The 16,444-nt window shown below is 37.9% G+C and carries 20 protein-coding genes; 9 read left to right on the top strand and 11 right to left on the bottom strand.

Annotation, left to right across the window (positions count from 1 at the left end; all coding sequences use genetic code 11):
• Positions 1-6 precede the first annotated feature (6 nt).
• Together NQ782_RS12470 and NQ782_RS12465 are read right to left on the bottom strand one after the other, a co-directional pair.
• The gene (locus NQ782_RS12470; RefSeq protein WP_000600022.1) at positions 7-840 is read right to left on the bottom strand and encodes an SDR family NAD(P)-dependent oxidoreductase; all 834 of its coding nucleotides are present in this window, start codon (positions 838-840) and stop codon (positions 7-9) included.
• Positions 841-902: 62 nt separating this feature from the next.
• A complete protein-coding gene (locus NQ782_RS12465; RefSeq protein ID WP_000626177.1) occupies positions 903-1,862 on the bottom strand; it encodes a metal-dependent hydrolase in 960 nt (319 codons plus the stop codon).
• A 526-nt stretch (positions 1,863-2,388) separates the two neighbouring features.
• Here NQ782_RS12465 and NQ782_RS12460 point away from each other — a divergent pair.
• Entirely contained in the window at positions 2,389-3,012 is a 624-nt protein-coding gene (locus NQ782_RS12460) for a TetR/AcrR family transcriptional regulator (RefSeq protein WP_002156858.1), read from the top strand.
• Between the two features lie 61 nt (positions 3,013-3,073).
• Here NQ782_RS12460 and NQ782_RS12455 read toward each other — a convergent pair whose 3' ends face one another.
• Positions 3,074-3,796, bottom strand: a complete 723-nt coding sequence (locus NQ782_RS12455; protein ID WP_000459994.1) for a pirin family protein — start codon at positions 3,794-3,796, stop codon at positions 3,074-3,076.
• A gap of 511 nt (positions 3,797-4,307) precedes the next feature.
• Here NQ782_RS12455 and NQ782_RS12450 point away from each other — a divergent pair.
• The 6 genes from NQ782_RS12450 (at position 4,308) to NQ782_RS12425 (ending at position 11,090) form a co-directional block, all read left to right on the top strand.
• The gene (locus tag NQ782_RS12450; protein WP_004709868.1) at positions 4,308-5,270 is read left to right on the top strand and encodes a metal-dependent hydrolase; all 963 of its coding nucleotides are present in this window, start codon (positions 4,308-4,310) and stop codon (positions 5,268-5,270) included.
• 65 nt (positions 5,271-5,335) lie between these two features.
• On the top strand, positions 5,336-6,166 hold the full coding sequence (locus NQ782_RS12445) for an SDR family oxidoreductase (protein WP_057094107.1): 831 nt from the start codon (positions 5,336-5,338) through the stop codon (positions 6,164-6,166).
• Positions 6,167-6,189: 23 nt separating this feature from the next.
• The gene (locus NQ782_RS12440; RefSeq protein WP_057094105.1) at positions 6,190-7,740 is read left to right on the top strand and encodes an NAD(P)/FAD-dependent oxidoreductase; all 1,551 of its coding nucleotides are present in this window, start codon (positions 6,190-6,192) and stop codon (positions 7,738-7,740) included.
• A gap of 370 nt (positions 7,741-8,110) precedes the next feature.
• A complete protein-coding gene (locus tag NQ782_RS12435; protein ID WP_000608974.1) occupies positions 8,111-8,338 on the top strand; it encodes a hypothetical protein in 228 nt (75 codons plus the stop codon).
• A gap of 322 nt (positions 8,339-8,660) precedes the next feature.
• On the top strand, positions 8,661-9,980 hold the full coding sequence (locus tag NQ782_RS12430) for an NCS2 family permease (protein WP_000729980.1): 1,320 nt from the start codon (positions 8,661-8,663) through the stop codon (positions 9,978-9,980).
• Positions 9,981-10,091: 111 nt separating this feature from the next.
• A complete protein-coding gene (locus NQ782_RS12425; RefSeq protein WP_001077401.1) occupies positions 10,092-11,090 on the top strand; it encodes an adenosine deaminase in 999 nt (332 codons plus the stop codon).
• A gap of 44 nt (positions 11,091-11,134) precedes the next feature.
• Here the strand turns inward: NQ782_RS12425 and NQ782_RS12420 are convergent, their stop codons facing one another.
• A complete protein-coding gene (locus tag NQ782_RS12420) occupies positions 11,135-11,692 on the bottom strand; it encodes a cytochrome b (protein ID WP_001111768.1) in 558 nt (185 codons plus the stop codon).
• 241 nt (positions 11,693-11,933) lie between these two features.
• Between NQ782_RS12420 and NQ782_RS12415 the strand changes: the two genes are divergently transcribed.
• Positions 11,934-12,323: a hypothetical protein gene (locus tag NQ782_RS12415; RefSeq protein ID WP_031978292.1), complete on the top strand. Its 390-nt coding sequence runs from the start codon at positions 11,934-11,936 to the stop codon at positions 12,321-12,323.
• Between the two features lie 65 nt (positions 12,324-12,388).
• The gene (gene rnhB, locus NQ782_RS12410; RefSeq protein WP_057093180.1) at positions 12,389-12,955 is read left to right on the top strand and encodes a ribonuclease HII; all 567 of its coding nucleotides are present in this window, start codon (positions 12,389-12,391) and stop codon (positions 12,953-12,955) included.
• Positions 12,956-13,024: 69 nt separating this feature from the next.
• Here the strand turns inward: rnhB and csrA are convergent, their stop codons facing one another.
• The 7 genes from csrA to NQ782_RS12375 all read right to left on the bottom strand — a co-directional run bounded on the left by csrA (position 13,025) and on the right by NQ782_RS12375 (position 16,391).
• Positions 13,025-13,279 carry a carbon storage regulator CsrA gene (gene csrA / locus NQ782_RS12405; RefSeq protein WP_000906487.1) on the bottom strand — a complete coding sequence of 85 codons (255 nt, stop codon included), beginning with the start codon at positions 13,277-13,279 and terminating at the stop codon, positions 13,025-13,027.
• A gap of 246 nt (positions 13,280-13,525) precedes the next feature.
• On the bottom strand, positions 13,526-14,806 hold the full coding sequence (locus NQ782_RS12400) for an aspartate kinase (protein WP_031993552.1): 1,281 nt from the start codon (positions 14,804-14,806) through the stop codon (positions 13,526-13,528).
• Positions 14,807-15,015: 209 nt separating this feature from the next.
• Entirely contained in the window at positions 15,016-15,231 is a 216-nt protein-coding gene (locus NQ782_RS12395) for a hypothetical protein (protein WP_000362184.1), read from the bottom strand.
• 1 nt (position 15,232) lies between these two features.
• A complete protein-coding gene (locus tag NQ782_RS12390; protein WP_000017241.1) occupies positions 15,233-15,490 on the bottom strand; it encodes a hypothetical protein in 258 nt (85 codons plus the stop codon).
• Positions 15,487-15,696, bottom strand: coding sequence for a hypothetical protein (locus NQ782_RS12385; RefSeq protein WP_001027866.1), 210 nt, complete (start codon positions 15,694-15,696; stop codon positions 15,487-15,489). The genes NQ782_RS12390 and NQ782_RS12385 overlap by 4 nt, the downstream gene beginning before the upstream one ends.
• Positions 15,693-16,142 (bottom strand): DUF551 domain-containing protein, encoded by a 450-nt coding sequence (locus NQ782_RS12380; RefSeq protein WP_249476912.1) that lies wholly within the window; start codon positions 16,140-16,142, stop codon positions 15,693-15,695. The genes NQ782_RS12385 and NQ782_RS12380 overlap by 4 nt, the downstream gene beginning before the upstream one ends.
• 3 nt (positions 16,143-16,145) lie before the next feature.
• A complete protein-coding gene (locus NQ782_RS12375) occupies positions 16,146-16,391 on the bottom strand; it encodes a hypothetical protein (protein WP_000654849.1) in 246 nt (81 codons plus the stop codon).
• Positions 16,392-16,444: the final 53 nt, after the last annotated feature.

Below are 16,444 nucleotides of genomic sequence, written 5' to 3'. Positions count from 1 at the left end.
AATTTCTTATTTAAATAATTTGTAAGAGGTACCAAGAAACTTGGTATACAAACTTGGTGATGCACGTTTCATCAGCCAGAACAACTTCGCATCGATTTGAGGAATGGTATAAAGCTCATCCTGATCAAGACGGTTAAGAGTGAGTTTGGCTACATCATCACTTGTGGTGAGTGCGTAGTTCATGAGCGCATGGTCTGCAAGTTTTGAATAACGGCCCGGAATACGACCATTTTTAATGATATTGGTTGGCACCAAAGTCGGGCAAAGCACATTCACTTTAATGTTGAATTTGCGAAGCTCAGCCGAAAGTGTTTCAGACAGCGCACGAACACCAGCTTTCGTTACGTTATAGGCAGTCATTTCTGGTGCTGCGGTATAAGACGCCGCAGAAGCTACATTAATAATTGCACCGTAACCTAGTTTTTTGAACTTTGGCACAAATGCATGACAACCATGAATAACACCCCAAAGGTTAATATTCATGACCCAATTCCAGTCTTCTAGGCTGAGTTCGTCAAACTTACCGCCTAAACCTACACCCGCATTATTAATGACAAGGGTGACAGGATGACTAAGTAAAATTTCAGCAGTTTCAGCCAAATTTGTGACATGTTCAGGATTACCTACGTCACAATGCATTGCAAATGCTTTTGCACCCTGTTGTTCAAGCAGCGTTACAGTTTCTTCTGCAGCTTCTAAATTAATATCTGCGCAGACTACGCTGCCACCACGTTTTGCCAGTTCAATTGCAAAACTTCGTCCAATTCCACTGCCTGCACCCGTCACGACGGCATAAGCTTTTTGGCTTGGTTTAACTTTCTTTTTGCCAAATAAAATCATGATTCATCCCGAAATAGATTTAAGGAAAGCCAGTCATTAAGTAATGACTGGTTGCAAGCCAGTTAAGACAAGCGTACAGGTGGGGTAAATTCCTTCACAAAGTAAGGTGCAATCGCGCCGCCTTCTTTGAGTAATTTGTCTTTGTAGTACTCTAGATATTCGGTCGTGTCATGGTCATTTGGATGGAAGTCAGGACGTAAGTAATCGAAAATCTGGCCAATGGTGCTACCAAATACACCATCTTTTGGACCAAAAATAAGTCCTACACCACGGCGCGCGTCTTTCCAGAATTTTCTAGTCAACATTTCCTGTGGTTTTCTTAAAACCGGAATAAACAAGGTAGTTGCTGGGATCAAACCTAAAATAGTAAAGAAAGCTAAGAAGAAGCCAGAAGCTCGTAGTGGGTAGCTACCATTGAGTAATTGATACACATCATAGGCAATATCTTTATGCTCAGATTCTTCAAGCATATGCCACATCCATAAAGCACGGCTTTTTGCATCATCTGAATAGTAGAAATTCTTTTCGTGCTTCATCATGTATTCGGCAAGTACCGCAGTAAAATGCTCAATACCGGCCATCATCGATAATTTAAGCGGTTGCGGGAATTTCAAAAACACATATTTAAAGAAGTTTTCACCCAAGAAACGGTATAAATCGACAGGGTATTCAACATCTTTAAGCGCATCGTTATATTCATTGTGTAACTTAGAATGAATCGCCTCTTGTCCAATCAATGAAGTAACACGCTGTTTTAAAACTGGATCTTGAATAAATTCACGGTGATGACGAGCTGTTTCAATCACCAGATCTTCACCATAAGTTAGAAATACTGAAAGCGTAGCAAAAAACATCGTGGCAAATTGATTATTCATATAGAATTCAACATCAATCTCTTTACCTTCAAATCCGATATTTAAATGACGGATTGGGATGGATTTTTTACTGGCAAAATCCGGTAACTCGATTTCACGGTAAAATTTAATTTTGTTTAGTGATTTTTTAACTGTGGTCGAGATCATGGTGACACCTTCAGATCAATCAGTGATAGTGCGGCTATGTCGAAAATCAAAAAGCTTTGATTTGCAACAGGACACTGTAAATTCCATTTTCAAAAAGCAGTTTTCTCTGCTTACTGACTACGGTGATGTTGCTCCGTTATTTGTGTGATTATTTGACTGAATAACGGGAAAAAGAGGAAAGTTCAGTAAAACGGCTCAACCTCTTTTTAGATTTTTTCATGTTAATCTGAGTTTATGTTCGGATTCAATTCGGGTAACTTTTCAAGTTTCTAAACCTAAAGTTTCATGTTTTTATAAAATAAAAAATTAGTTTTAAAATTTATTAATATATTGATTTTTATTTAAATATTTTAATGTAATTAAAAAGAAATACTCAAACATAAAAGAACTTATAACTGTATTTCATTGTAGTTTTAAAAGAAATATTTCATGAAAGTTGACAACTATTCGGATTTTGTTTTTTTATTAGGGTAGGGCTAAATTACATGCTAATCTGAGCTTATGTTCGGATTATTTATAAGAAAATATGTCTACGCGAAAACCCCGTCAGGCACGAGCCAAAGTCACTGTCGATACCATTATTGAAGCAGGTTTTATTGCTGTAGCATTGCATGGACCAAGTGGTACCACCACACGTCATATTGCAGAAATTGCAGGGGTGAGTGTGGGGTCACTCTATGAGTATTTTAAAAACAAAGAAGAAATCTACGATGCGATGAATCACTACTTTGTGAGTGAAATTTTAGACATGATTAAAGAACTAACCCCCACAATTTTAGAGTTGGAGTTAGAACCTGTTATTGAAATGATTTTTTATACGTTCAGTGATTTATTAAAGAAAAATAATGACCGTTATTTAACCGTTTTACGTTATGCAGGTGAGTTGCAATACGATAAATATATTCCAAAAATTGAACAGGCTTTAATGGAAGTCATCATGAAATATATGATGCATAATCCTAAATATTTAAAAATTAATAATTTACCTGTAATTACCTATATTTGTATTAATAGCGGTATTTTTAACGTAGCAAGGCATCTTATTTTACCTAACCCATTTATTAGTTTTGATGAAATGGTGCAAGGGTTAACAACTATGATCATGAGTTATATCAACACTGAAATGGCACGCTCGGAAGACCATTCATAATTTTTCTTTTTAATAAACATAAAAAAACACCTGCGTATATTTCGCAGGTGTTTTTTGTTGATTATGGCATGGTTGGAATTTCTTCCGGACGCATATCAAAAATCAGAATTTCGGCGTTGTCACCATTAGTAAATGATAACTTGCCTCCATCACGAATTCGTGCAGCATCACCTGTATTAAAGGTTTTACCGTTTACATCAATACGGCCTTTTGCCACATGTAGGTAAACATAACGACCTTCTGGAATTGCAAATTCTGCTGTTTCTTCACCATCAAAAAGACCTGAATAAATATTAATATCTTGTTTGATGGATAAAGTTTTTTCGCCACCTTTTGGTGAAATCATCAAGTGCAATTTACCGCGTTTGTCTTCCTCGGAAATATGCAATTGTTGATAGCCCGGTGTTGTGTTCACTTCATTTGGAACCACCCAAATTTGCAAGAAGTGCACGTTTTCTTGAGCAGAGTGATTAAATTCACTATGTGCAACCCCACGGCCTGCGCTCATTAACTGAATATCACCAGGCACAATAACCGAACCTGTACCCATTGAATCTTTATGTTCTAACGCACCTTCAAGCACATAAGAAATAATTTCCATGTTACGGTGAGGGTGAGTACCAAAGCCTTTTGATGGAGCAACCGTATCGTCATTAATTACAAGTAAATCTGAAAAGCCGACTTGTTTCGGGTCCCAATAATTTGCAAATGAAAACGTATGTTTTGACTGTAACCAGCCATGATGTGCTGCACCACGCTCATGAGATAAACGCATATCAAACATGATTTATTCTCCTCATCCAATTTTTTTCTCTGAATGCAGTTTATCGTTTTCATTTATGCAATAAAGCTCTAAAAACAGAAAGCTTAGTGTGATTTTTGGAACGCCGAAATTTTGATATGAGATGCGAGGAAGAGTAGGCATAATATTTCATTTTTTATCTTTTAAAGCCATATTTTTATCATTTAAGGACAAATGTACTTTATTTAAATAATTATGAATAAGAGTAGGTTATATAAGTTGTTTGAAATAATCAAAAAATATTTAAGTTGGCAAAAAGTTTCAAAGTAGGTTGGCTTTTTTTGTCCTTGTTCGAGTGGTACATCAAGCGCACTATTTAATCTGATTTGGTGAACTTAACAACACTTAGGTTCATAAAACATGGCAAGGCAGATGTATTCGAGCAAATTTTTGTTCTAGAGCAGTTAAAGATTGCAAGAAATAATCTAAAGACAACTTTACCTGTTTGATTCGACGCTGCCTTGTATTTAACAAATTTTATAGGGTGTCGAAAATGGTCGCTCAAGCTATCCGAAATATTATTTCTCCTAAATCAGTTATAGCTCAGTATCAAAAGATAGATTTCTCAAATAAAGGGACTATCCCAATTCGCCATTTAAATATCGGATTTGATGGTAAAGAAATTGATATCGAGTTTTACGTCAACAACCAGTTTGCAACATTGTTCTTTGCAACGCTTTCGGTTTTCTTGACCTATGGTGAAGATTTGGTGATTGAAACAGCTCGTCACCACCGCGAATTTATTCAAGACCCAATTTTAAAGCAGCGAGTTACTTCTCTTATTGGTCAAGAAGCCATTCATTCAAAATTGCATAATGAGTTCAATGATGCAATTAAAGAGCTGGAATATCCGGTCGATTTCTACCGTTTCTTGGGTGAGAACTTCTTTAAATATGTGTTCTTAAAATTCCCACAGCCGTTAAAGCTTTCACTTATGGCGGGTATTGAGCACTTTACGGCAGTACTTGCCGAATACATGATGAAGCATGAAAAGAATTTCTATTATACCGATGATGCCAAAAGCCGTGCGTTATGGATGTGGCATATGCTTGAAGAATCTGAGCATAAAGACATTGCTTATGATGTCTATCAGGTTTTAAACGGTAACTATCCGTTACGTGCAACCGGCTTTTTAATGGCTTTCATCACTATTTTAGGACTTATTCCAACAGCAACTTTATTTGTACCCGTACTACGTAAACCACAAGAAATGCTAACTAAGAAATTCTGGAAAGATGCACGTCGTGGCGTCAACTTAATTTTTAGTCCAAAAGATGGTGTATTCGGTAGCACTATTGGTCAGATTTTTGATTACTTACGTCCTAACTTCCACCCAAATGATCATGACACGACCGAATACCTTGAGTATTACAAAAACAAATTACTTAACGAGGGTGGTGCTATAGCGCCTTACTTTGTGAAGGAATTTACACCACCAGTTCGTGCAGTTTCATAAGCGTATTAGTCATGGCAGTAATACGAAAATTACTGCCGTCTACCTAAAGTTTTTTAGGATTTACTATGATTTTATTTGGTAAGAAAGACCAGCCTAGCCGAAACGCATATGCGGTCGTAACTGGGGCAGGTAGTGGAATTGGTCGTAGCTTTGCAGTTGAACTGGCGAAACGCGGTGGAAGTATTGTTTGTGCAGATATTAATTTAGAAGCTGCAAAAGAAACTGTAAAGTTAATTGAACAGCTTGGACAAAAAGCATTTGCAGTCCAGTGCGATGTTGGGCAAGCAGAACAAGTACAGGCTTTGGCTGATCAAGCAGAACAGTTACTTGATCATCCAGTAACACTCATTATTAATAATGCCGGCGTAGGGCTAGGCGGCAAATTTGATGAAATGAGTTTGGAAGACTGGAAATGGTGTATGCATGTAAACCTATGGGGTGTTATTCATGGTTGTCATGCATTTGTGCCAAAGTTCAAAAAACTAGGTTACGGTGCAATCATTAATGTGGCTTCTGCCGCGTCGTATACCGCAGCACCAGAAATGAGTGTCTACAATGTAACGAAAGCGGGTGTTTTAGCATTATCCGAAACCCTTTCAGCCGAGCTTCGCAAATTCAATATTAAAGTCAATGTACTTTGCCCGACTTTGGTGCCAACCAATATCATTAAAAATGGTCGTATTCCGGGGCGTTATTCAAAACTTGCAGACCATGCACTCATGAACTATGCCATGACAACCAGTGATGCAGTTGCGGCTTTAACATTGAATAGATTAGATCGTGGGCAGCTCTACACTACGCCACAGATCGACGCCAAATTATTCTGGCTTATGAAAAGGACATCTCCAACGCTATATGCAAAGTTCCTTGGGCTTTCGTATCAGTTATTTAAATAAAATTTTGTACAGGCAGAAAAATTATGGTCACTAAACCTAGAACAAATACACGCACCCGTAAAACCCAAGAAGTTGCACATATTTATGACACTTTTATTGTCGGTGCGGGTATTTCTGGTCTTGCTGCTGCAATTAAGCTAAATGAAGCAGGCTTAACTAATTTTAAAATTATTGAAAAAGCAAGCCGCGTTGGTGGTACTTGGCGTGAAAATACCTATCCGGGCTGTGGTTGTGATGTACCTTCAGCTCTGTACTCTTACTCGTTTGCTCCAAGTGCAAAATGGAGCCATTTATTTGCACGTCAACCGGAAATCTTAAGCTATTTAGAAGATGTTAGTCGTGAGTTTGATATCGAGTCCTTAATTGAATTCAATACCGAACTATTAAAAGCGGAATGGGACAATGTAAAAAATGTCTGGAAACTAGAGACAAGCTCTGGTTTATATATTGCTAAAACAGTTCTATTTGCTACAGGTCCAATTACTGAAGCCCAGATTCCACGCCTTGAAGGTTTAGATACCTTTACTGGTGAAATGTTCCATTCGGCGAAATGGAACCATGACTATGACCTTACTGGAAAACGTATTGCCGTGATTGGTACTGGTGCTTCTGCCATCCAGTTTGTGCCCCAAATTCAACCTAAAGCCAAAGAATTGTTTGTATTCCAACGCACAGCCCCTTGGGTGCTGCCAAAACCAGATACGGATTTGGGTGAGTTGAGTAAATCAATTATTGCCAAATATCCAGCGATTCAGGCAAGTTGGCGCCAGACTGTAGCAGGTGCCTTAAATGTCATCAATTTTGGTTTACGCAACCCAAAAGCTTTAAAGCCTGTCAATTTTGCTGCGAAACAACTATTAAAGTTACAAATTAAAGATCCGGTTTTACGTAAAAACGTCACACCTAATTTTGATATTGGCTGTAAACGTATTTTATTTGCCAATAACTATTATCCAGCATTACAAGCACCGAATACCACACTTATTCCACATGGCTTAGTTAAAGTGGAAGGCAACACCGTGGTTGCAGCTAACGGTGAACGTCACGAAGTAGATGTGATTATTTGGGGTACAGGTTTTGAAGTGTCTCATCCACCCATTGGTAAACGGGTACATAACGAAAAAGGGGAATGTCTGGCAGAACTCTGGAAAGACTCCTCACCGGAAGCTTACTTAGGAACCAATATTGAAAATGTACCGAACGCATTTCTTATGCTAGGGCCAAATGTCTTGGTTTATGACTCATTCATTGGTCTTGCTGAAGCCCAACTGCAATATATTGTAGATGGTTTATTGCAAATGAAAGCGAAAGGTATTGCTAAACTTTCTGTAAAATCAGAAATAATTAAAAAGCATAATGAGCTTGTACAAAAGCATTTACAAACCACAGTATTCAATAGTGGTGGTTGTAAGAGTTATTACCTTGATGCAAATGGTCGTAACTTTGCAGCATGGCCATGGTCATTGAAAAAGCTTAAACAGCGTTTACATCATTTAAATTTAGAAGAATATGAGGTCATCTATGAAGCTGATCTTGTAAAAGTAAAACCTAAAGTTGAAGAAATTGCAGGTTAATTAATTTATAAAAGCCCACTTTATTGATGAAGGTGGGCTTTTTACTATTAAATAATGAAAGAAATATATGAAAATTCAATAAATAATATAATGAAGTTAAAGTAAACGATAAATTTAAATATACTTCAAAATAAAAATGGGCCAAGCAGTCTATATAATTTTCATTTAAAATAATATAGCTATTTTTAAAAATGAATTTTTTAAGTGAAAAGTTTTCTTTTTAATCAATTTTTTAAATTGTATATTGGAAAACATTTTTATATCAATAACTTGTGTAGTTGATAATTATTGTAAATAAATGTGAAAGTATTCACAACCTTATTTTTTTTTTGTTAAGATCATTAACATTAAAAACATAGAGATAATAATAATGATCAATAAAGTATTAATAGTGTTATGCGTGAGTATTGTATTTGTATTAGGGTATTGGGCATATTTAGATACCCAAAATAAAAGACATCAAGAGCTCATGAGGATCATTCAAGAAGCTGAAAAAAATTTGCAGACAATCGAACGTAATCCTAACCGTGTTAGTCATAGCAATTTAGCTTCATATAATTTGCAAAAATATATCAGTGATAAAAAAGTTTTTTTCTAAGCACAGGGGTGATTGTGATTTGCTTTAAAAAGTGTGCCATTGATCATATCTTTTCATAAATTTTGATCATGTTGCTGTTGAATCTGTTAAACTTATTGAACGTATAGTAAAAAAGCTGCATAGGGGTTATGCAGCTTTTTTGTGTTTCAAGAGGGGCTGTGGCTATTTTCTGTGTATGACAGCAGAAATCAAATGAGTGGCATATTTGTTGCTTCGTCTATTTAAGATTTTTGTCTAGAGATCTGAACAGAAAAACAAGATTGCTCAGATACCTACATAGAAGTACATATTCCACAGCTCAGATTTTGCATAGAGGCTACTTATGGCGGCGCCCAATTCTTCGGCAGGGTGGTTAGAGCGTTTATTTAAGTTAAGCGACAATAAAACCACGTTTCGAACAGAAGTTCTTGCTGGTGTAACTACATTTTTAACAATGTGCTACATCATCATTGTCAATCCACTCATTTTATCTGAAACCGGCATGGATCATGGCGCCGTATTCGTTGCGACCTGTTTGGCAGCAGCAATCGGTTGCTTAGTGATGGGTATTATTGCTAATTATCCAATCGCCTTGGCACCCGGTATGGGGCTTAATGCTTATTTTACCTATTCGGTTTGTATGGGCATGGGAGTGCCATGGCAGACAGCTTTAGCAGCTGTTTTTGTTTCAGGTGTGGTATTCCTTGCAATTAGTTTCTTTAAAATTCGTGAGGCGATTGTCAATGCGATCCCGATGTCGCTTAAATTTGCGATAGGTGGTGGTATTGGTTTATTCCTTGCGCTTATTGCGTTAAAAAATGCTGGAATCATTGTCGCAAACCAAGCAACGTTGGTCGGTTTGGGCGATATTAAACAACCTACTGTATTATTAGCTTTATTTGGCTTTTTACTTATCGTAATTTTGCATCAGCTTAAAGTTCGTGGTGCGATTATTATTAGTATTTTAGTCGTTACAGCAATTGCCACAGCTTTAGGTCTAAATGAATTTAAGGGTGTGGTTGGTGAAATTCCTTCAATTGCGCCAACATTCATGCAAATGGACTTTGAAGGGTTGTTTACCGCAAGTATGGTGGGTGTCATCTTCGTATTCTTTATTGTTGACTTGTTTGACAGTACGGGTACTTTGGTTGGCGTTTCACACCGTGCCGGCCTTTTACAAGATGGTAAATTGCCACGTTTGAAAAAAGCGCTATTTGCTGACTCTACTGCAATCGTTGCTGGTGCTGCATTAGGTACCTCATCAACTACGCCATATATTGAATCGGCTTCAGGTGTAGCAGCAGGTGGACGTACAGGTTTAACCGCGGTAGTTGTCGCTTTCTTATTTATTTGCTGTTTATTCTTGGCACCTCTTGCTCAATCTGTGCCAGGTTTTGCAACAGCACCCGCTTTATTGTTCATTGGTGTATTGATGATCCAAGGGATCACTCACATCGATTGGGATGATATTACAGAAGCTGTACCAGCCTTTTTAACGATTGTATTTATGCCATTTGCATACTCAATTGCAGATGGTATTGCAATGGGCTTTATCAGCTATGCATTAGTTAAATTATTTACGGGTAAGGCAAAAACTGTTCCATACATGGTGTGGATTATTGCTGCCCTTTGGGTATTTAAATTTATCGCCTTTGGCGGTTAATACGATTGTTTATAATTTCCTTCTAGAACTATTTTAGTGATAGGGATATAAGAAGGAAATTATAGAAGGGTGTGCTTACCACACCCTTTTTTCTTTAGATGTGGAGTTAATATGAATCAAGTCGAGCTGATTCAGGCCTTACCAAAAGCCGAGTTGCATGTGCATATTGAAGGGACCTTTGAACCTGAATTAATGTTTGCCATTGCACAGCGTAATCAGATTCAGATTCCTTACAAATCTGTTGAAGAAGTAAAGCAAGCTTATAACTTTCATAATCTTCAATCATTTTTAGATATTTACTATGCTGGTGCAAATGTTCTTGTTCATGAGCAAGATTTTTACGATTTAGCATGGGCATATTTTGAAAAGTGTGCAGAAGATCGTGTCGTTCATACAGAAATGTTCTTCGATCCGCAAACTCATACTGACCGTGGTATTGCTTTTGCAACCGTGATCAATGGGCTTAAACGTGCATGTGCTGACGCAAAAGCCAAATTTGGTATCAGTTCTCAGCTGATCATGTGTTTCTTACGTCATTTAAGCGAAGAAGCTGCATTTGAAACGCTTGAGCAAGCTTTACCGTTTAAAGAAGATATTATCGCTGTAGGACTTGATTCAAGCGAAGTAGGTCACCCACCAGCTAAATTTGAACGTGTTTTTGCTAAAGCGCGTGAAGAAGGCTTCTTAATTGTGGCTCACGCAGGTGAGGAAGGTCCACCTGAATATGTATGGGAAGCTTTAGACCTGCTCAAAGTCAACCGTATTGACCACGGCGTGCGTTCTGAAGAAGACGAACAATTAATGGCTCGTTTAATTAATGAAAAAATGCCATTAACGGTTTGTCCTTTAAGTAACTTAAAGCTATGTGTTGTTAAGGATATGAAAGACCACAATATCCGCCGTCTTTTACAAAAAGGCGTACACGTGACTGTTAACTCAGATGATCCTTCATATTTCGGCGGTTATATGAATGATAATTTCTTTGCCATTCAACAGGCATTAGATTTAACCAATGATGAGTTGAAGCAACTCGCAATTAACTCTTTTGAAGCCTCTTTCATTTCAGATGAAGAGAAACAAAAGTGGATTTCAGAAATCCAGAAAATCTAAATAAAAAAAACCGTCTGTGATAGGCGGTTTTTTTAACATTGAATTTATTTAGGTTGTTTGGTCATACTGTTTAAAACATTGTCTTTATCTACAAAGTGATGTTTTAAAGCTGCAAGTACATGTCCAACAATAAGTAAACCTGCAAACCATGAAATATAAATATGTAATGGCTTAACAATGGCTAATAACTCAGGGTTATCTTGCACCAGGCGTGGAATTTCAAATAAATATAAAACCGGAGCAGGGTGACCAGCACTCCAGCTAAATAAACAGCCAGTGACAGGTAAAGCGACTAAAATCACATACAGTAATAAATGTCCGATGTGAGCTAAAGTTTTCATTGTTGGTGACATCGTGTCAGGCAATTGTGGGGCAGGATGGGTGTAACGCCAAAACAGACGAATGACCACGAGGAAGATAATGGTTGTGGCGATATTCTTATGTAGTGTAATGACATCGCCTTTAAAGCTGCCATCAACGTCATAACTTAGAAAATTTCCACTATAGAAACCAATCACCCAAGCAGTGATAAAAATGATGGCCATGACCCAATGCAGAATCTGTGCAGTACGGGTGTAGTATTGAGAGGTTGAGGCAGGCATAAAAGACCCTTTTTTTGTCATTCTAGCGCTAGATTTTATGGGAAACTGTTAAATTTGAGAAATGTTGTTCCCGTAACAGAGCGTGCTATAAACAGAACGCTTCAATTTAAAAAAACACGGTTAAGTTGAGCTGAAAAAATAAGGGACTTAATTTGCATAAATGCATCAATTTATTTGTTTCTTCTAAGCACAAGTTTAGGCAAAATACGCGCTGCTTACGTTCGATCAAAGGAAAAAAATGATGAAAAAATTGATGCTCGCTGTAGCACCAGTTATTTTAGCTTTAACTGCATGTGCAACCACTACAGGTACTGGTACTGGCGGTGCTTCTGCACAAACGACAACTCAACAGTTAGGCGTAGCTGCTTTAAAAGTTGCTGTTAATGCGAAATGTATTACAGAAATTAATAATGTTGCTGCATGGAAGACAGCAACAAAATATATGACTGCTGAACAGCGTGATAGCATCCAAACGAATGTTTGCGGCTGTGTAAGTGAAAAAGCACCAAATAGTGTGACTGCAGTAGAATTAGCTGCTGCTGCGCTTGACGTGAATGCACGTGCTACAATCGTAAACCAAGTGGTTTCTAAAACTGTAAATGCTTGTGTGGCAGAAGCTTTACAAAAATAATTGATGTTTTAAGCATTAAAGAAGGCCGATTCTTATAAATCGGCCTCTTTTTCATTGGAGTATACATGTTTGTTGCAGGCGTAGATGAGGCAGGACGAGGCCCATTAGTGGGTTCAGTTGTTGCTGCAGCTGTTATTTTAGATCCGAATAATCCAATTTTAGGATTAAACGACTCTAAAAAATTAACTGAAAAGAAACGTGAAAAGTTGTTTATTGAAATTCAAGAAAAAGCTTTAGCATGGTCAATAGCAGAAGCTACACATGCAGAAATTGATGAGCTGAATATCTTGCAGGCAACTTTTTTGGCTATGCAACGTGCAGTGGATGCTCTGAAAACACAACCTCAAAAGGTAATTGTAGACGGCAATCAAATTCCCAAAGGAATCATTATTCCTTGCGAGGCGATTGTAGGGGGAGACGCAAGCCATGCTGAGATTAGTGCGGCGAGTATCTTGGCTAAAGTTACGCGTGATCGTCAAATGGCAGAACTAGATCAACAATATCCATTATTTGGTTTTGCCAAACATAAGGGGTATCCAACCAAAGCACACTTTGAAGCCATTGCAGCTCATGGCGTGATTGATCAACACCGTCGTAGTTATGCACCTGTAAAACGCGCATTAGGTCTATAAATTTATATATTCCCAAAAAATTTAAAGCGACTATAAAGTCGCTTTAATTAGGGAGAGAACAACTTCATACTAACGATTGAAGTTTTTCTGTGCATAATTATCATCTTCATATGAAACTTGATAATCTTGATCAAGATGTTGAAGGTGTTCATGCATTGCACGTTCATGTTGAATACGTTGATAAATTTCTTCGCGATGAACAGAAACCTCTTTTGGTGCATTTACACCAATTCGAACTTGGTTTCCTTTGACGCCAAGCACAGTAACACTGACTTGATCCCCAATCATTAATGTTTCCCCGACACGGCGGGTCAGAATCAGCATGTTTATCTCCTTGCTAAACGCTTAAAACTGCAATATTGGTACCCAAATAAAAAGCTCAACCTCAGTTTTCAGTCAGATTCTAACAGAAATATGAGAACAAAGTCATATTTTGATAATCACTGCCAAAAAACTTTCCGTTTAATATAACAGAGCCGCTATAAAAAAAACTATAGCGGCTCTGTGTTTTCTTTGATTATTGTCGGACAAGTAAACATTTTTTAATGAATTCTTGACCGTTCGGTAAAATTAAGCGCGTGCGCTGCTTTCACCATGTTCACGATCTAAACCAAAAGCGGTATGTAAGCAACGAACTGCAAGCTCAAGGTATTTTTCATCAATAATGACAGAAACCTTAATTTCAGATGTTGAAATCATAAGGATGTTAATACCTTCGTCAGCAAGGGCAGTAAACATTTTGCTTGCTACACCCGCATGCGAGCGCATACCTACACCCACGATAGATACTTTAACGATGTCATCGCGTGTTGAAACTTCACGTGCACCAATATTTTTGGCAGTTTCATTTAAGATTTTTTCAGCTTTTGCTAAATCAACACGGTTTACAGTAAACGTGAAATCTGTTGTGCCATCTTCTTCAACATTTTGGACTATCATATCCACTTCAATGTTGGCATCACTTACTGGTGATAAAATTTTAGAAGCAATACCCGGTTCATCAGGTACACCTAAAATTGTTAATTTTGCTTCGTCACGGTTAAAAGCGATACCTGCAATGATTGGCTGTTCCATAGTGTCTTCTGCCTCAGTAGTAATGAGTGTACCTACATTTTCTTTAAATTCGTCGTCAAATGCGCCGTCGTCATCATTATCAAAACTTGATAATACGCGTAAAGGAACTTGATATTTTCCGGCAAATTCTACTGAGCGAATCTGTAAAACTTTAGAACCTAATGATGCCATTTCTAGCATTTCTTCAAAAGAAATACGATCGATTTTCTTCGCTTTAGGGGCAACACGAGGGTCTGTAGTATAAACCCCATCAACGTCAGTATAAATTTGGCATTCATCTGCTTTTAGGGCAGCTGCAATGGCAACACCAGAAGTATCTGAACCACCACGTCCTAGAGTTGTAGTATTTCCGTTGGCATCGAAGCCTTGGAAGCCTGCAACTACAATAACACGGCCTGCATCTAGGTCATTGGTCATGACATCTATGTCAATCGACTCAATACGCGCCTTAGTAAATGCACTGTCAGTTTTAATACCGACTTGACGTCCGGTATAGGATTTAGCTTCCACACCAATCGAATTAAGTGCCATAGCTAACATGGAAATCGTCACCTGTTCACCGGTTGAAACCATTTGGTCTAACTCGCGTGGGTCAGGTGTTTCGGTAATGGCTTTAGCGAGGGCAAGTAAGCGGTTTGTTTCACCACTCATTGCAGATACGACCACAACAACCTTGTGACCGTGATCATGCCAACGCTTCACACGACGAGCAACATTTAAAATGCGCTCGGGGGTACCCATAGAAGTACCGCCATATTTTTGAACGATTAATGCCATATCGCCTAAACCCTTATAATTAAACGGGAAAAGTATATTCTTGCTTCCTTGATTTCATTATATGTACACCATTATGTACATAAATGAAATTGCTGAGTTTATCTAGCAAGCCGTGATTCGGCGGACAGTATATAGTAACGTAAATATGCTAACAATCATTGATCTGGACTAATTTGATCAAGTTTTCTGATTGTTAGCTTCGGTACAACTTATATAGCTTTTTTTAGTTGCTTCTTTTGCTGGCATTCTTCCTCCCACTTCATTACATCAGTAGCGAGGTATCTTTTCATTGTTCCGCCCTCAGAACTTAATGCTGGGGCTGGGAATGGAATCCCCCAAGGTGTGTTAATTTCCCACCGATTAAGTGTGCGTTTAGTAATATGAAACATCTCACACACATTGTTAGATGTCAGATATTTATCCACATTAGCCCTCCTTACTTTCCGCTTTAACTTCTAACTGGATGCCTTCATATGTGCCATCACCCCCACAATTCAGACAGTGTGTATATATGCCTAAACCATCCCCATCAGGACTAAAGTTTTCAGGTAATGAAACATCTATAAATTCAGTACCGCCAATTGGCTTTGTGTGAATATGAGGGGCAAGACCGTAATAGGGGTAAATGCATTCACCATTTCCATCATCACAAAAATCACATGTTTTAACTTTTACTCCACTCATCCCTCAGCTCCCGATTCAATATCCAACTTCATTGCACCTTCTTCTGGATATTCGGTCATCCAAAAGTAATAGCCTTTTCCACTGTGGCCATCTTCAAAGAATTTAATTGTTAGTTTAGTATCAAGTTGATCTAAATCTTTCTCACCATCTGGATTTACAAATTCGAGAAGGCTTTTTAGTTGATGACCGCTAAGTGTTATGTTCATTGTTCAGCTCCCGATACGTTTGGCACACTATGAAAATGCATCCAATGTGAAGGTGGATCATTTTGATAGTTTGCCCATACGCTATTTAAATCCTCATCAATAGTCATATAGTCTTGTTCTGGGGTGACATCAGGAGCATCTGCCCAACAAATAAGTACCATTATGTCAGTAGGTGGCAATTCATCAGTCACGCTAATCCACGTTGGTACTTTGGATTTCATGAAATTTACGGCTTTCTTCCACATTGCCCAACCACTATTTACACGATGGTAAATATCAAAAAGGTCTTCTTCACTTAAATCGGTTTTGATAACATCAACAATATCAAAACAACCGCCATTCATATCAAATTCGAGTACGTCTAAATGTCCGGGAATCCAATATTTTTCTTTAAAGAAAGGTAATTGTTCAGACCAAAAAGCTTGTTTTGTTTTTAAATCCATCATTTCCTACGCCCTCAAATATTCTTCTTTAGTCCACTCAACAAACTCTCTATAAAGCTGCTGGGCAGGTTTATTTAATCGGTTGTGATAGTCGATCGTTATGCGGCGCCAAGCGACTGGTACCGCATAATGCTTGGTTAGAAACATTGCTTGATCCATGCCTTGCCGGACTATTACATAGCCCAGCAATTGCAAGTAGTACATAAAACCAAGCATGTGTTTTTGGCTCACTTTCTTGTACTGATCTTTCATGTTAGAAACCGTCCACTAATAAATAATCAGGGGTAGATTCTTGTTGAGTAGGT

Origin of the sequence: Acinetobacter sp. BD54, from assembly GCF_044778325.1 — a bacterium.
Classification (GTDB): Bacteria; Pseudomonadota; Gammaproteobacteria; order Pseudomonadales; family Moraxellaceae; genus Acinetobacter; species Acinetobacter baumannii.
The sequence above is the reverse complement of the archived record's forward strand: the minus strand, read 5'-3'. Positions and strand labels throughout refer to the sequence as shown.

Bases quoted from the DNA above. Each gene is read 5' to 3' on its own strand.
- NQ782_RS12470 (WP_000600022.1), bottom strand. From the start codon at position 840: ATGATTTTATTTGGCAAAAAGAAAGTTAAACCAAGCCAAAAAGCTTAT.
- NQ782_RS12465 (WP_000626177.1), bottom strand. From the start codon at position 1,862: ATGATCTCGACCACAGTTAAAAAATCACTAAACAAAATTAAATTTTAC.
- NQ782_RS12460 (WP_002156858.1), top strand. From the start codon at position 2,389: ATGTCTACGCGAAAACCCCGTCAGGCACGAGCCAAAGTCACTGTCGAT.
- NQ782_RS12455 (WP_000459994.1), bottom strand. From the start codon at position 3,796: ATGTTTGATATGCGTTTATCTCATGAGCGTGGTGCAGCACATCATGGC.
- NQ782_RS12450 (WP_004709868.1), top strand. From the start codon at position 4,308: ATGGTCGCTCAAGCTATCCGAAATATTATTTCTCCTAAATCAGTTATA.
- NQ782_RS12445 (WP_057094107.1), top strand. From the start codon at position 5,336: ATGATTTTATTTGGTAAGAAAGACCAGCCTAGCCGAAACGCATATGCG.
- NQ782_RS12440 (WP_057094105.1), top strand. From the start codon at position 6,190: ATGGTCACTAAACCTAGAACAAATACACGCACCCGTAAAACCCAAGAA.
- NQ782_RS12435 (WP_000608974.1), top strand. From the start codon at position 8,111: ATGATCAATAAAGTATTAATAGTGTTATGCGTGAGTATTGTATTTGTA.
- NQ782_RS12430 (WP_000729980.1), top strand. From the start codon at position 8,661: ATGGCGGCGCCCAATTCTTCGGCAGGGTGGTTAGAGCGTTTATTTAAG.
- NQ782_RS12425 (WP_001077401.1), top strand. From the start codon at position 10,092: ATGAATCAAGTCGAGCTGATTCAGGCCTTACCAAAAGCCGAGTTGCAT.
- NQ782_RS12420 (WP_001111768.1), bottom strand. From the start codon at position 11,692: ATGCCTGCCTCAACCTCTCAATACTACACCCGTACTGCACAGATTCTG.
- NQ782_RS12415 (WP_031978292.1), top strand. From the start codon at position 11,934: ATGAAAAAATTGATGCTCGCTGTAGCACCAGTTATTTTAGCTTTAACT.
- rnhB (WP_057093180.1), top strand. From the start codon at position 12,389: ATGTTTGTTGCAGGCGTAGATGAGGCAGGACGAGGCCCATTAGTGGGT.
- csrA (WP_000906487.1), bottom strand. From the start codon at position 13,279: ATGCTGATTCTGACCCGCCGTGTCGGGGAAACATTAATGATTGGGGAT.
- NQ782_RS12400 (WP_031993552.1), bottom strand. From the start codon at position 14,806: ATGGCATTAATCGTTCAAAAATATGGCGGTACTTCTATGGGTACCCCC.
- NQ782_RS12390 (WP_000017241.1), bottom strand. From the start codon at position 15,490: ATGAGTGGAGTAAAAGTTAAAACATGTGATTTTTGTGATGATGGAAAT.
- NQ782_RS12385 (WP_001027866.1), bottom strand. From the start codon at position 15,696: ATGAACATAACACTTAGCGGTCATCAACTAAAAAGCCTTCTCGAATTT.
- NQ782_RS12380 (WP_249476912.1), bottom strand. From the start codon at position 16,142: ATGATGGATTTAAAAACAAAACAAGCTTTTTGGTCTGAACAATTACCT.
- NQ782_RS12375 (WP_000654849.1), bottom strand. From the start codon at position 16,391: ATGAAAGATCAGTACAAGAAAGTGAGCCAAAAACACATGCTTGGTTTT.